The sequence below is a fragment of the Gemmatimonadota bacterium genome, assembly GCA_009838845.1.
Classification (GTDB): domain Bacteria; phylum Latescibacterota; class UBA2968; order UBA2968; family UBA2968; genus VXRD01.
The window spans coordinates 14,048-28,874 of sequence record VXRD01000117.1 but is presented as its reverse complement, the minus strand read 5'-3'; the positions used below and the strand labels follow the sequence as shown (position 1 = coordinate 28,874).

Annotated in this window: 12 protein-coding genes; 2 read left to right on the top strand and 10 right to left on the bottom strand. The window is 51.8% G+C overall.

Going from position 1 to position 14,827, the window contains the following annotated elements:
• Positions 1-144 precede the first annotated feature (144 nt).
• From F4Y39_15485 to F4Y39_15465, 5 genes are all read right to left on the bottom strand, one after another.
• Positions 145-984, bottom strand: coding sequence for a hypothetical protein (locus tag F4Y39_15485; protein MYC15123.1), 840 nt, complete (start codon positions 982-984; stop codon positions 145-147).
• Positions 985-1,033: 49 nt separating this feature from the next.
• Positions 1,034-1,615, bottom strand: coding sequence for a CoA pyrophosphatase (locus F4Y39_15480; protein MYC15122.1), 582 nt, complete (start codon positions 1,613-1,615; stop codon positions 1,034-1,036).
• Between the two features lie 17 nt (positions 1,616-1,632).
• Entirely contained in the window at positions 1,633-2,148 is a 516-nt protein-coding gene (gene pyrE / locus F4Y39_15475) for an orotate phosphoribosyltransferase (GenBank protein ID MYC15121.1), read from the bottom strand.
• 36 nt (positions 2,149-2,184) lie between these two features.
• Positions 2,185-3,333, bottom strand: a complete 1,149-nt coding sequence (locus F4Y39_15470) for an ABC transporter substrate-binding protein (GenBank protein MYC15120.1) — start codon at positions 3,331-3,333, stop codon at positions 2,185-2,187.
• A 410-nt stretch (positions 3,334-3,743) separates the two neighbouring features.
• A complete protein-coding gene (locus tag F4Y39_15465) occupies positions 3,744-4,580 on the bottom strand; it encodes a class I SAM-dependent methyltransferase (GenBank protein MYC15119.1) in 837 nt (278 codons plus the stop codon).
• Positions 4,581-4,713: 133 nt separating this feature from the next.
• Between F4Y39_15465 and F4Y39_15460 the strand changes: the two genes are divergently transcribed.
• Entirely contained in the window at positions 4,714-7,632 is a 2,919-nt protein-coding gene (locus F4Y39_15460) for a SusC/RagA family TonB-linked outer membrane protein (protein ID MYC15118.1), read from the top strand.
• Between the two features lie 10 nt (positions 7,633-7,642).
• On the top strand, positions 7,643-8,947 hold the full coding sequence (locus F4Y39_15455; protein MYC15117.1) for a RagB/SusD family nutrient uptake outer membrane protein: 1,305 nt from the start codon (positions 7,643-7,645) through the stop codon (positions 8,945-8,947).
• An 81-nt stretch (positions 8,948-9,028) separates the two neighbouring features.
• Here the strand turns inward: F4Y39_15455 and F4Y39_15450 are convergent, their stop codons facing one another.
• The 5 genes from F4Y39_15450 to F4Y39_15430 form a co-directional block, all read right to left on the bottom strand.
• Entirely contained in the window at positions 9,029-12,199 is a 3,171-nt protein-coding gene (locus tag F4Y39_15450; GenBank protein MYC15116.1) for an efflux RND transporter permease subunit, read from the bottom strand.
• 154 nt (positions 12,200-12,353) lie between these two features.
• Positions 12,354-12,731 carry an aspartyl protease gene (locus F4Y39_15445; GenBank protein ID MYC15115.1) on the bottom strand — a complete coding sequence of 126 codons (378 nt, stop codon included), beginning with the start codon at positions 12,729-12,731 and terminating at the stop codon, positions 12,354-12,356.
• 21 nt (positions 12,732-12,752) lie between these two features.
• Positions 12,753-13,070 (bottom strand): hypothetical protein, encoded by a 318-nt coding sequence (locus F4Y39_15440; GenBank protein MYC15114.1) that lies wholly within the window; start codon positions 13,068-13,070, stop codon positions 12,753-12,755.
• Positions 13,071-13,248: 178 nt separating this feature from the next.
• Positions 13,249-14,037 carry an SDR family oxidoreductase gene (locus F4Y39_15435; protein MYC15113.1) on the bottom strand — a complete coding sequence of 263 codons (789 nt, stop codon included), beginning with the start codon at positions 14,035-14,037 and terminating at the stop codon, positions 13,249-13,251.
• Positions 14,038-14,049: 12 nt separating this feature from the next.
• Positions 14,050-14,826, bottom strand: a complete 777-nt coding sequence (locus tag F4Y39_15430; GenBank protein MYC15112.1) for a hypothetical protein — start codon at positions 14,824-14,826, stop codon at positions 14,050-14,052.
• Position 14,827 lies beyond the last annotated feature (1 nt).

Genomic DNA, 14,827 nt, shown 5'->3' with positions numbered 1-14,827 from the left:
CATCTTTTCCACCTATTTTAGTAGCAGATTCTTCGACTCCGCTGCGCTCCGCTCAGAATGACAGGGCAATAGCGCATCGCCGAGAAGGGGCAAAATGAGTTTTAAAACAGTCTCTCTGAATCGTAGAATGAGAACGCACATCATTTACTGCGCGGAAAAACTGGCCCAATTCTCTTCAACACGCGAAGTATCCGTTCTACCACAAAAAATAAACAACCGATACCTGCTTGCGGTCGTCTCTCCCTGTGCCAGCATCCAGGGACCAGCAATACAGCGGCTGGGCACAATGCCGAGTTGCCCGTCAACGCGCCAGGGATTGGGGTATTCGGGATTGGTGGGATGATCCATCATCGCGATGCCTGCCCAGTCAGTGCGACCTTCGATGGGAATGGAAACAGAAACCCATTGTGCGCGTTGTCCTTCAGCGTCGCGATTGGTCTGACCCTCACTGTTGATGGCCTCGCCACCGAGATCTCTTTTATAAGGCATTCGAAGAAAGAGACCACCGTAGGCGTATTCTCCAAAGGTAAGATCAATTGATGCGGTAAGGGACCATGTGATATCGATATCGTACGTATCGCCCTGATCGTTGAAAGACCAGGCCTGTATTTCGGTGAGCATAGGCGCACCATCGGGATCTCGCCATCCGCTGGTAACAGTCCAGGTAGCAGTGTTATTATGCACACCTGCATTGCTAATCGGGTCGGGGTGAAAGGTCCCATCCTGATCTTTGCGCCGCTCCTGTAATCCCTCTGTCCAGAACCCAACCCCGTTGACCTCGTTGAGACCCACATAAAGACCGTGCTGCCAGGGATGGTGCGAAGGGGTATCTTCAGTGAGAATGCCATTGCCGTCGGGCGCCACAATGGGATGAATATAGGCGCGGGTATCGGCTCTGGCGCGCTGAACAAGAATGGGATCTTTTTGTCCACCGCGGAATATTTCAACGCAATCTGGTATTGCTCTTTGTTTCAGTTCAGTCATTATTTTCCTCGGCTTAATGAACAATTCAAATTTTGGAAAACGCGAACTTCTATAGCCTTTCGGGCAAATCAACACCCGCAAACCCCGCCATTTGCGCGACCATGCGATAGGTCAGCCCCCAAAGCACGGGACGATTGGCACCGAGCAAATCAATAGCCGGCATATTGTGCCAACCTTCGAGATTGAGCCTCTGCCACCGCGTGGAATCGGCGAAATGTGCAAAAGGCGTCCAAAAAACATCGCGTACCTCGTCATTGGGCGCAACTTCAACGCCTTCAAAAATCGCATAAACAAAACAGGCCACCTGGATGGGCAGCGTCGCACCCGTGACATCGTCCAAACGACCGAGATACTGCGCGTTGCTCAGATCGAGACCGAGTTCCTCGCGGGTCTCGCGTTCAGCCGTGTATTTGAGATCCGAATCATCGGGTTCGGCTGTCCCACCGGGAAAAGCGATATGCCCCGACCATGGGTCTGTCGGATGTGTGGCACGCTCGATAAAGAGAAGATAGAGATCATCCCGCCGCGGATGAAAAACCGCAGCAACAGCCGCCTGTGTTTTATCCGTCTCCGAACGAATACTGGGCTGATACGCCGATAGGGCTGCCGCAATCCTTTGAAAGGTATTCATAAGTTCCGCGCCCACCGTCACGTCAGTTCACTCATCCGAAACAGCGCGCAAAGTTCAATACCCTCTTTGGCGAGATTCTCTGTGCCACCGGACTCGCGGTCAATCACACATATCGCCTGTGAAACGCGCGCGCCCAGGTTGCGAAGATCCTGAGTGGAAAGAACAACCTGCCCGCCAGAAGTGACCACATCTTCAACCACCAGCAGATTCTTGCCAGATATGTCAACACCTTCAGCCAGTTTGCAAGTACCGTAAGTTTTGGCCTCTTTTCGCACAAAACACGTGGGCAACCCGGACAACTGAGAAAGCATAGTCGCAAGGGGTACGCCACCGAGTTCGAGACCCGCGAGAACATCTGTATCCTTGGGAATCAGAGGCTGGAGATGCGCGGCGAGTTCGCAGAGCAGTTCGGGGCGGGTTTCAAACTGATACTTGTCGAAATACTCTGTCGCAATCGCACCTGAGCGAAGCGTAAATTGTCCAGTCAAATGAGAAGTCTGATAAATGCGATGAGCGAGTTCAGATCGGGTCATCGTGATCCCTCCAGTGTTTCATTTAAAATTAAAACATCACGGCTCTATCAACTTATAGAACTCTATCGCCCCATTGACAATGCGGTTGATAACCGCACTCTTGGTCGTATGTCGGTTTTCGTCATAGCCAGAGATAAACGTTGCCCCACTGTAGTCCCTTGTCGCCGCAATCTCATCGCGAATCGCCATTGGCGTCAACGCATCGGTGCGACGCATCGCTTGGACTACCAACCTCAGGGCATCATACCCCAGTGCAGCCGATCCGTCGGGCGCGACGCCAAACATCGCCGTGTACGCATCAATAAAACGGTGGGCGTCTTCACTCAAATCGCCCGGTGCGACTTGAGACGAAAAAAAACCGCTAAAAAAACTTCCCTCAATAAACGCGCTACTCGTGGTAAGCAACTCTGCATTATGCCATGAATCGCCTCCGAGAAAAGTCGCTGTCAGGCCAAAATTTTGTCTCGCCTGCTGAACCAGCAATGGAATATCGACAACGGAACCGGGAATAAAGACCACATCTGGCATAGATGAGGTGACAGCGATCAGTTGCGAGGCAAAATCGGTCTCCCCCGACATGTAGAATTGATGCGCCGCAACATGACCCCCAAGCGCGCCAAAATTATCCACAAAGGTCTGCGATAAGCCCTCCGAATAAATACTTCCACGCTCCGTGAGCACCGCAACGCGACCCGCACCCAACTCTTGAATGGCAAATTCAGCCATCACCTTGCCCTGAAAATCGTCTGTAAAAGCCGCCATAAACACAAAATCACCCGCAGCAGTGACGATTGGATTGGTCGCATTGGTCGTCATCATTGGTATCCCATAGCGTTGTGCAATTTCCCCGACAATAACTGCCTGGCTCGAGCGGTTAGGGCCAACAATTGCCAATACCTTCTCCTGAGTAATCAATTTCTCTGCCAGTGCTGCAACGTATTCGGTCTCACTTATATTTTTTTCAGCGAGTTGTTCTATGGGTACACCGCCATCGATGAGTTCTATGGGCACACCGCGCACACCCCCCTCTTCGTTGAATTGGAGAGCCGCCAGAGTCGCCCCATCCAGACTATTTTTTCGGTATGTGCCATATATAAAGCCGATTTTGATTGCATCCCCGGGTTGCGGTATCCGCATGGGGGAACCCATCACACGCATCCTTCCACCAATGGGCAAATTGAGCATCACTTCATACCCGCCATTGATCGGAATACTCGACCATGAACCGATCTCTCTCCCATCTATCGACGCACGCGCTTGATAATAACCCGTCACATCGCCCGATGCAATCTCCACACGCGCCCGACCATTCTCATTCGTCACCCCCGACCACTGATAATCTGCCACCTGCCCTGCAATAGAACGCGAAAAATCCACCTTCGCCCAAATCACAGGTGCGCCGTCCCGAAGCACAGTCGCCGCCACCACAGCATGCGACGCACTCGTCTGCACAGCCAACTTACTCAGCGGACGTCCAACCTGCTCCTCTCCCTCTACCATCTGCGACTGCATCACCTGCTCGCCGCCACAGCCCCACACCAACCCCATCGCAAACACACAAAAAAAACCTCGCAACACAAAAACCTCCTGACACTCTACGTCTCAAGCCGTGCCCACGCAGTCACATGCGGCGGCAAGAGAAGCGGGCGTTTCGACACCCTGGTCTCTTCCCGAATCCGATCTGATAGTGTATCCACATCGACCTCTTCAGCAGTCGCAATTCCAAACTCCTCCATAAGCGGGACCAGACTGCGAAAGGCGTTGGCAATAAAATCGTACCCGGCCCACGATTCCGCGCCCCCCAATGGCGCCACAAAATGCAAAATAGGCGCAGATAAACCGGCATCCAAAAACGTGCGATGGAGATCCATGCCCATTTCAGTATGCGCCCCTGAATGTTGAAACACTGCAATTCCCCATTCAACCAGCTTGTTCATAAGCGGCGTATCTGAACGAGAAATCGATACATAAGGCGTAAAATCCACCTCCTGAAAGGCGACAATACCCCCCGGGCGCAAGTGTCTTGTGAGTTGTTTCAAAGCATCCGCGGGATCAGACATATACATGAGAACGAGGCGCCCGACCACCGCGTCAAAGTCTCCCCCCACATCCAGAGTTCGGGCATCCCCCGCTATGAACTGAATATTTTCAAAACCCAGTTCGCTAACCCTCGCCTGGGCTGTCTCGAGAATCGCCGCATTGACATCCACACCCACGACTTCCCCCTCTGCCCCGACCAACTCAGCTGCCGCCATCGCAACATCTCCGGCACCGCTACCCACATCGAGAACCCGCATCCCGCTAACCAGACCCGCCTCCTGAAAAAAACGCAGCGTCACAGCCTCGTAGAGTTGTGACTGCTGAATCAAACGCTCCGTCTCCCCCTCACTGCGCCCCATCGTATATCTCGGATCGCTACTCGACTCACTCATGGTACTTTCTCCTTTTGTGATATTCTCTTTGTGACATCCTCTGAATTTCAAAAAAATTACAACTTTGAGCAAATAAAAAACACCGTGACAGCCACCCAACAATTAGTTACTTTTCAGCCAAATATAAGGAGAAATGCACATGTCATCTCGACTATTTTTCGTTCTTTGCCTCTCTCTCAGCATCCCCATTTCGGCCTTTGCCCAACTCACCATCAAAGGCACAGTCACCGACGAGCGAGGCGAGGGCTTGCCCAATGCCAATATCATTGTTGTCGGCACAACAACTGGCACGAACACCGATGGACAGGGCAATTTCGCGCTGTATTTGTCAGAGCCAGAAGCGGAAACCACCATCGAAGCGCGTTATGTGGGCTATAAATCCGCCAGACAAACCATTCGCCAAAACAGCGGCCTTGCGGAAGTCTCTTTTCAACTCGCCGTAGATGTCTTGCAATTCGATGAAATCGTCGTCACAGGTCTTTCCGTTGCAGCCAGCAAAAAACAACTGGGAAATGCCATCTCCACCCTGACCGTTCGCCAATTGGAATCGACTGGTGCCACATCCCTCGACAAAGCGCTGACCGGTAAATTAGCCGGTGCGCTCATTCAACAAAATTCGGGTAATCCCGGCGGTGGCGTAACCATCCGATTGCGCGGAACCGGTACCGTCCTGGGCGATGCCGATCCCCTCTATGTGGTAGATGGTGTCATTGTGAACAACGACTCACCAGAACTCATCCGCCTCGGCGGTGGGTCGCAAAACCGCCTCATCGATCTCAACCCAAACGACGTAGAACGCATTGAAATTGTAAAAGGCGCAGCAGCAGCAGCCCTTTACGGATCGCGTGCAAACAACGGCGTCGTGCAAATATTTACAAAACGCGGCACTCAGGGCAAGCCCCGCATAAACTATACCTATGGTCTCTCAACGTCAAAAATACGCAAAACACTGCCTGTAAATCGGGCAACCGTTGATAATAGGGGAAATAAAAATCCCGATGGCTCCGATGTGCAACGCTTTGACCATCAGGACTTCATATTTAGACGCGCCGCGGGAATGGAGCACTATGCGTCGATATCGGGAGGGTCTGGCAATACCCGTTATTTTGCCTCCGGGTCCTATCTCGCCGATCAAGGCGTGATTGAAAACACATTGTTTCGGCGGATCAGTGCCCGAACGCGCATCGACCAGAATTTGTCGAACTGGTTGGCCTTATCTGTGGGAGGAAATTTCGTATTTAGCAAAAGCAATGACATCCCCAACGGCGGGCTAAATTCGAACTACGGCGCGATGACGGGTTTTATTTTTGGTCCCAATACCTATAATCTCACGCCCGACCCCGAGACCGGTACTTATCCGGACGACGGCATTCTCGCCAACCCCCTCGAAGTCATTGATCAATATGATTTCACGCAAGAAATCACGCGCTATATTGGAAGTGCCCAGCTAAATGCAACCCCGCTATCTGGATTGAGCATTGACTATACTCTGGGCATTGATACCTACGATCAAACGGCCATCGCATTTATCCCTACCGGCACCTCTGCGCCGGGCCTGGCAAACGGCTTTTCTCGAAGAGCCGTATTCGATTTTCTGCAACTCAACAATGACATCAACCTCAGATACCAGCGGGACATATTTCCCAATGTGCAATCGACCACGCGAATCGGCGGAACCCTGCAATACGAAAAAGGGGAAAACTTCAGCGCAGAAGGCAGAAATCTGAGTCCCGTTGCAGAAGTCGTATCGAGCGGTGCAAATGTCGTCGCGGGCGAAACCAGGAGCAAAAGGGTCATTTATGGCGGATTTATCCAGCAAACCTTTGGGATCGCCAACCGTCTTTTTGTCACGGCTGCCGCCCGCATCGACGCCTCCTCGGTCTATGACGCGGATAATCGCTGGCAATTTTATCCAAAAGCGAGTGCCTCCTATCTCATTTCAGATACGGGCTTCTGGCAAAATAGCGCACTTCAAAACATCTTTTCAGACTTCAAATTGCGAGCCTCCATAGGCACTTCAGGAGGTCAAACAGCCATTGGGCCGTATGACCGCCTGACCAATTACAATGCATCCTCTTATGACGGCAACCCCGGCCTGGTGCCCAGCACGCAACTCGGCGGAACGATCAAACCCGAAAGACAGCGGGAAATTGAAATAGGGACGGATTTTAGTCTCCTGTCCAATCGCCTGGGCATAGAACTGACCTATTACGATCAGCGCATCGAAGACTTGTTGCTATTCCGCACATTATCCCCCTCCACAGGTCATTCGCGTGCCCTGCAAAATGTCGGCACCATGGACAATACCGGGTTGGAATTCCTCGTGCGCGCGATTCCGCTCGCACGCCCCAATCTCCGCTGGGAATCGACCTTCACGTATTCGACCAACAAAAACAAAGTCGATGGCATTGAGGGCGGGCGATTGATCATCCCAAATTCGTTTTCCCAGGTCTCGGCCATCAACGGCGAACCCCTCGGAGTTTTCTTCAGCACGGCTTTTGAACGCGATGCCCAGGGCAATATCGCAAACGACGAAAACAATCTCCCGATACAAGCGGCTGATCGCAAAATTATTGGCGATCCCAACCCGGACTTTACCGCTTCATGGATCAATCAGGTCGCCCTGGGGCAAAACTGGTCATTTCGCATGCAATGGGACGCCATCATAGGTGGCGATTTATTCAATTTTACCAGACGCCTGGCCGCATTGAGCGCATTCGGCGTTTTAACAGACTACGAACGCGAATTAAACGGCGAACTCCCCTCTGGTTATAATTCGCGGGTTTTCCGAATTTTTGAACAATGGATCGAAGATGGATCCTTTGTGAAATTGCGCGAACTATCCGCGTCTTATCGCTGGCAGCCCCAATTTTTGGGATTGAGCAGCATTCAATTGAGCCTCATTGGCCGCAATTTGCTTTCCATAGACGACTACAGCGGTTACGATCCGGAAACCAACATCGCTGGACAGCGCACCGCAGTGCGCGGATTTGACTTCGTAGAAGTGCCCATCCCGCGCAGTATTGCATTCCGTATAAGTTTGAACTACTAAGGGAAAAAATATGAAATCGAGTCGCCTGTATATTCTCCTGGCATTGCTGCTCTTTTTTACACAAGGTTGCGATTTAAACATAACAAATCCAAACCAGGCAGTGGAAGAGCGCGTTTTAACCACCAGTGACGGCATTATCGCACTCGCCATTGGCATGCAACGAGATTACGCGAGTCAGAATGTCGATTCATACATTCGTCATCCGGCAATTACAAGCCGCGAATTTGCGGCAAACACGACCTTTGCCAACCTCATACAATTAGAAGATGGCCTCAACGCATTGTCTGGCGCAAACAGCGGTGTCAGCGCGATCTGGTTCGAATCATACCGCGTCATCGGAATAGCCAATGATTTGATCGACAGCGCGCCCAATGTGCAACTATCAGAAGGTACGCGCAGCGGCATTATTGCACTCTCTCAACTTTACAAAGCGATGTGTCTGGGGTTCGTCGCACAGGCTTTTGAACAGGCACCAACAGATGTACAGGCCGATGGACAGGCCACTTTCCAGCCGCGGTCTGAGGTATTTGCCGAAGCGATTCGGTTGCTGGACAACGCGCTCCAAACCATCTCGGCTACGCCACCATCTGCTCAATTCAACTCAGATATCCTGGGACAGGGATTCGATCTCTTAAATACGATTCACGCTTACCGGGCGCGCTATAACCTGTTCGCGGGAAATTATCCAGCCGCACTTGAAGCCGCCAATACCATCGATCCCTCGGCAACATCTGTCTATACTTATGACGCCGACAATCAGAACCCCATTTACAACCAGGTTTTTGTTGCGGATGATTATGCGCCAAGAGATAATTTCGGAACGCTGGTCACAGACAGCAACGATGCGAGACTTGCATTTTATCTCATGCCAAATGACCGCCTGAGCAATCCCAACACCTTGCCTATTGAAACGCTATCCGGCTTTTGGAACACCGCCACATCGTCCATCCCGGCATATTTGCCCGGCGAAATGGCTCTGATACGGGCAGAGGCAAACGCAATGATGGGAAATATCACAGGAGCGATCGCCGAAATAGACGCCATCCGTACAAAAACACCCGATCGTGATCCCCTTGGCATTGGGGCATCGCTACCACCCTACAGCGGTCCACAAACCGTCGAGGCCGTGACAGAAGAGATCTTTCGGCAGCGCAGAGCGGAATTATTCCTGAACGGTACTGGATTGGAAGACAGCCGACGTCTCGGTCAACCCGGTCCCTCATCCGACCCCTTTGAGCGAAATCGAAATTTCTATCCCTATGCCGACCAGGAGCGATTAAACAACCCCAATACGCCTTCCGATCCCGCAAATTAGCTCCCCATCAAAACAAAAACAGAGAGCCGCGCAAAATAGCACAGCCCTCTGTTTGGGAGAGAAGTGGTTCTATGACCCGTTTTAATCCGCCGCCTGCGCCGGGTCATCCCCCCATCGCTCAGACCTCTGGAAACTCACCGCGGCAATCCGTTTCAATGACCCGCGCAAATCATCCAGTAAAACGTAAAACAGGGGAACCACAAATAGCGTCAACGCCGTTGACACAATCAGCCCACCCATCATCGTAATCCCCAGCGGCGCGTAGGGCATTCCCATCATCGTACTGCTGCCAATCGCCATGGGAAACAACCCGAACACCGTCGTGCAGGTCGTCATCAAAATAGGGCGAAAGCGATTGTGACCCGCCGCCATAATTGCCGCCGCGCGATCCATACCCGTCTGGCGCAACCGATTGATCATATCGACCAATACAATCGCATTGTTGACCACCACCCCAATCAGCACAATCGCCCCCACATTTGACATAAAATCCATCGTCGTACCTGTCAACCACAACCCCCAGTACACCCCCAAAAACGAAAATGGAATAGAAAAAATCACGGCAAAAGGCAAAATAACCGACTCAAACAACACCCCCATCAGCAAAAACACAAACACGACCGCCATAATCACGGCAAATGTCATCGCCTGACTTTCCCGGCTGTATTGCGAATGCCGCTCGCCTTTGTTCCACTCATACCCCCTCGGCAGCGTGAACCCCTCCATCACCCGATCGACCTCCTGATACAACCCTTCCACATCATCTTTGGTCGTATAAACGCGCACGCGCAACCGATTGCGACCATTATGCCTGAAAATATGTCCTGGACCTTTGGCCACTTCAAAAGTTGCAAAACTCGACAAAGGCAGCTTTTCACCCGAATCGGTCACAAACATAAAATTCTTCAACTGCACCAGCGACTGCCGGTCGGATTCATCCAAAATCAGTTGCACATTCACCTCGTGATCATCCGTCTGAAACCGCGGCAAAGTCGCACCGCGCAGTTGATATGCCAGCGTGCGGCTGATCCGCTCTGCCGGAATACCGTGCTTTTTCGCCTGTGCGCGGTTCACGCGAATGCGAATCTCGTCTTTGCCAAACTCCAGATCGCTTTGCAAACTCGTCACCGATGGAATCTGCTGCAACCGCCGCTCCACTTCCCCCAGCATATCTTCTAATTTTTCAAAATCAGGACCGTACAAATACACGCCCACATAGGGATCTCTCCCACCCGAATTTCTGGATTCCACAGCAACCCGAAATCCCACATAGCGCGGCACCTCCTTATTCAGTTCGTCAATAATCTCTTGTCGCGTCATCCACCGCTCAATAGGCAAGCCGATCACTCCACCTGCCCAGCGATACACAGCATACCACCACTCTTGATGGGGATCCTCCTCGAGATTCATTCGCAAATTGATATACCCACGCCGAAAATACGTCATAACATTTCTGATTTTATACCTATCCCGACGCTCATTTACATACACTTCCAGATCGCTCGCAATTTTATCCATCTCTTCCAGCGAAAAATTTCTGGGACCATACATGCGAATGGTCACGCGATTCGAAGAAAAACGCATCTGATCGGTCTTCTTCACATTCTGATATGGAAAATAAATGGTGGCAAACAAAACCAGCACCACGAGAAACGCATCTCGTCGATGGTGAATAACCCAGTTCAAACCGCGCCGATAAATGCGGCGGACAAAAGCGATGGACTTTGGATCTGACCGCACAACCGCATCGCCAAAGCGCTGGGCAGCCAGGGGAATAAACAACAGCGCCACAAACAGAGAAGCCACCAGCGCAAACACCACGGGCATCCCAATTTTCGACAGCAGAAACTTCATATCAAAGCTGTCATTCATCAGCATCATCGGCAAAAACACCACCACAGTGGTCAGCGTCGCCATCGTAATCGCCAGCCCCACCTCGCTGGCCCCGTGTATAGATGCACCGCGCGGCTCTTCCCCCTCTGCCCGCAAGCGATAAATATTCTCCACAATCACAATCGCATTATCCACCACCATACCCACCCCCACCATCAACCCCATCATCGTCAACAAATTGAGCGACCAACCCATAAAATAAAGCACGGTAATCGTCATCATCACACACAGCGGAATGGACAGCGTAATCAGTGCCGTCATACGCAAAGCACGCAGAAAAAACAACAACACCAGCGCCGCAAACAATCCGCCCCAAAGGCCCGTAACTTTCAAATTGTCCATCGAATCTTCTATCAGCTTGCCCTCGCTGTAAAACAGGCGAAACACCGCAGGCGTATTGGCCTCAATCTCCTCCATTTTGACCACAATGCGCTTGCACAAATCGACGATATTTTCACCCGACTCCTTATACACATCCAAACCCAAATTGCGCTGCCCATCCACGCGCCACACCCGGTCTCTCGGCGGCGCAGCATACACCACATCAGCCACATCCTTCAGACGCACCTGCGCACTGCTATAACGGCCCTGAACAACAATATCCTCGATCTCCTTCAGGCTTTGATAATGCGCCAGAGACCGCACGTAAAACCGCTTACCACCCTCCTGCACCTGACCGCCAGACAGGGAAAAATTGTCCTGCTGCAACGACGCCACAAGCTCGTGGGTTTCAATACCGTGCGTCCGCAACCGCTCTTGATCCACCAGAATCAAAACCTCCTTGTTCTCAAACCCCCACACGCTGGTCTTTGCCACACCATCGACCCGCTCAATAGGATCGAGAACATGGGTTTGAACCCATTGCTCCTTATCGACAATATCCTCCGGAATGGACAGACCCGTCCAGATCACCTCGGAATCGGTTTCCTGATTCCACGAATACACCTTGATCTGATCGCGCACTTCCTCGGGCAAATCAAGCCTGGCGTGCTCGAGCCGATCTGCCACGCGAACATACGCCTCGCGCATATCCGTGCCCCGGTGAAATTTCAACTCAACCCCTGCCCACGGATCGCCGGCAAAAGCGTAAATATCGCTGAGTTCTCTCACCGTACGCATATGTCGTTCCATCGGCAGCGCAATGGTGTTAAACCGCTCTTGAACCGACGCATTTTCTGTGGCCACATCCACCCAAAACCGATTCCAGTCATTGCCCGACGCCCATGCCTGAATGGGAATGCGCCAATAAGCCACCAGCCCAATCACCATCAACCCCACCAAACACATCGTCACGGTCACCGGCCTCGTCACCGAAATCCTGGGCAAAAGCGATGTTCTCTTCTCATTCTTCTCAACCATCTATATCCTCCGAATGGTATCCCATCTCTCACCTCTCACCTATATAGACACACCCCAGAACCATCCGGTTTTCTTTTGGGCAAAAAAAAATCCGCAAAGCGGATTGTAGAATTCCTAAATAATTTTTAATGTCCTGTACCTCAGATCACAAACCTCACCGCGAATAATCAAGCCTGGCCAGGAGCATCGGCAAAGACCGAAGTTCTCGTTTCAGAGGATCCAGAACATAGCCCAGGGCTTCAAGAGTAACAACACCCAGAAGATTGCTATCGCCGGGTTCACCAAAAATAACAGGTGCTGCACCCCGGTGTTCTTTGTAGCGAAACAGCGCATCGCCCAAATCGCGTTCAATTTGATCGCCATTTGCCAGCGTAAAAGTTCGACGAGAATGCGGTCGAATGCCCAATGCCTCAAGAACAGATCGCTGAACCACAGAATAGACGGCACCTGAGTCAATCAAAAAATGCTCGGTCTGAAAATCTTCTGAACGAGCGGGATTGGCGATATCAATGTCCAGAAATACGAGTCCCATGTTTTCAAGAAATGTCAAGTATTATTTGATCAGCAGCCCGGCGACAGCACAGACCGCAATAACGGCAGCAATGACACAAGAAATTTGCCAATTGCGCGTGTTGCCAAACTCTTGCTTTGCAGATTGTATTTCTTGTTTTAGTTCATCCCGTAAGTCCCGAAACCCCGCATCCATTCTACTGTTGACGTCGCCGATCTTGTCAAACAAGCGGTTTATAGCTTGTGTCAATTCGCTTTTGGTATTGTCAACATCGGTTTGCATACGTTCAACGCGCTTATCAAATTGATCAAATTGCCCTTTGAGTTCAGCTTGTTCTTTTTCAACTGCTTCAATCGCCATTTTTACCCTCTTGATCGAGTTTAAATTTAAGCACTTCTAAGGCGTGACCTCTTCGACTATCTGATTGCCTCTTCGCAAAAACTACCCGATAAAGGTTACATTGTCCAGCGATATTTTGCTTATTGCACTCGCTTGCCATCCGCCATTTCACCCTTCATCCTTCACACTTCCTACTTCTCTACGGCATCCCTCTTCTCCCACCACCATCCATATAAATCGAACTACCAAACACATAAGAACACGCCTCAGACGCTAAAAAAGCAACCACACTGGCGATCTCTTCAGGCTCGGCCATGCGTCCGGCGGGCAACTCCGCACCCAGGTCTTTGAGCACCGCCTCGACATCTCGCCCCTCGCGGTCTGCCCGCGCCCTTTGTTGCGAACGTGCCCGAGGCGTATTGGTCAACCCCGGGCAAACCGCATTCACCAGAATACCATCGCCAGACACCGCATCGGACAGCGCGCGCGTCATATTCAAAATGACCGCATTGGCCGCCCCCGTCGGAATATTGCCCCGCGTAGGACTCGTACCCGCGCCACCCGCGACATTGACAATGCGCCCCCATCCACTTTCCCGCATCAGCGGAATCACCAGTTGCGCCATCCGCAAATAACTATAGCTCTTCAATTCCAACGCCTCGCTAATCTGCGCCACATCTAAATCCAAAATATCGGCATTGCGCGCAGCCCCCACATTATTGACCAGAACATCCACGCCCCCAAACGCACCTATAGCCTCATTCACCACCACCTCGCAATTCTCTCCCCGCATCAAATCGACCGCAACCGCATGCCCTTCTCCACCTGCTGCATCGATCTCGGCAACCACCGCATCCAAAGTCTCCTGTGTGCGCGCCGCAATACACACACGCGCCCCTTCCCGCGCCAACGCCAGCGCGCAGCAACGTCCAATCCCCTGACTGCCACCCGTAACAACCGCCCTTTTTCCTCTCAATCCCAAATCCATCTCACACTCCGTTTATCCAATCTCCGCTCTAATCCCATCCCACTCCCGCCAAATATCCATAAACACATCCTTGCCATTCTTTTTTATGTCTACATGCCTTGCTCTGAAAATCACGGCATACCGGATATCTGGACACGCATTAATCGCCGCCGTGTGAATAATCTGATGATGCGCCAGAATAAGATCGCCAGGCTCGCCGGTCAACTGCACCGGCCCCTCGGGCACCGTCACATCGGGCATATAATTCAACAAAATCTCATGCCCTCTTTCTCGAAACACATCCTCCATCACATGGTGTGACTTTGGCCAAACCGTAAAATTGCCGCAATACGACGCGGGCACATCATCCAGATACACCACAGCAAAAGCCGTAAAATCCCGACTATACCCGCTCTCTTCAGCCGTCCCCCTCAAAAAATCGCGCGCCTTTGCAATCCCATCCAGATGCCCACCCGTTCGCAATGGCGGACCCGCAGTCGCGAGTTGGGGATCCCGTTGCGGCGTCCCAACCGGCGCGGGAAAATTCAGCTTCACAGCACCGTGGCCCTGGCGTTGCAAATTCCCCTTGCCCAAAGCCGATTCGAGCAATGGAAACGCCGGCGTCTCATTAAACATATCCGTAATCACCGGCATCGCGCGAATATCTCCAAAAGAGCGCCTGTCGCCCTTCCCAATCTCCGCATTAATCGTCTGCCGCGCCGCCTCCACCATCACGCCTGGCACAGCACCTTCAATTTTCAAAAACCCTTCGCTGTAAAATTCCAACTTCTGAGACTTCGTCAATTCCATC

Bases quoted from the DNA above. Each gene is read 5' to 3' on its own strand.
- F4Y39_15485 (MYC15123.1), bottom strand. From the start codon at position 984: ATGACTGAACTGAAACAAAGAGCAATACCAGATTGCGTTGAAATATTC.
- F4Y39_15480 (MYC15122.1), bottom strand. From the start codon at position 1,615: ATGAATACCTTTCAAAGGATTGCGGCAGCCCTATCGGCGTATCAGCCC.
- pyrE (MYC15121.1), bottom strand. From the start codon at position 2,148: ATGACCCGATCTGAACTCGCTCATCGCATTTATCAGACTTCTCATTTG.
- F4Y39_15470 (MYC15120.1), bottom strand. From the start codon at position 3,333: ATGCTCAATTTGCCCATTGGTGGAAGGATGCGTGTGATGGGTTCCCCC.
- F4Y39_15465 (MYC15119.1), bottom strand. From the start codon at position 4,580: ATGAGTGAGTCGAGTAGCGATCCGAGATATACGATGGGGCGCAGTGAG.
- F4Y39_15460 (MYC15118.1), top strand. From the start codon at position 4,714: ATGCACATGTCATCTCGACTATTTTTCGTTCTTTGCCTCTCTCTCAGC.
- F4Y39_15455 (MYC15117.1), top strand. From the start codon at position 7,643: ATGAAATCGAGTCGCCTGTATATTCTCCTGGCATTGCTGCTCTTTTTT.
- F4Y39_15450 (MYC15116.1), bottom strand. From the start codon at position 12,199: ATGGTTGAGAAGAATGAGAAGAGAACATCGCTTTTGCCCAGGATTTCG.
- F4Y39_15445 (MYC15115.1), bottom strand. From the start codon at position 12,731: ATGGGACTCGTATTTCTGGACATTGATATCGCCAATCCCGCTCGTTCA.
- F4Y39_15440 (MYC15114.1), bottom strand. From the start codon at position 13,070: ATGGCGATTGAAGCAGTTGAAAAAGAACAAGCTGAACTCAAAGGGCAA.
- F4Y39_15435 (MYC15113.1), bottom strand. From the start codon at position 14,037: ATGGATTTGGGATTGAGAGGAAAAAGGGCGGTTGTTACGGGTGGCAGT.
- F4Y39_15430 (MYC15112.1), bottom strand. From the start codon at position 14,826: ATGGAATTGACGAAGTCTCAGAAGTTGGAATTTTACAGCGAAGGGTTT.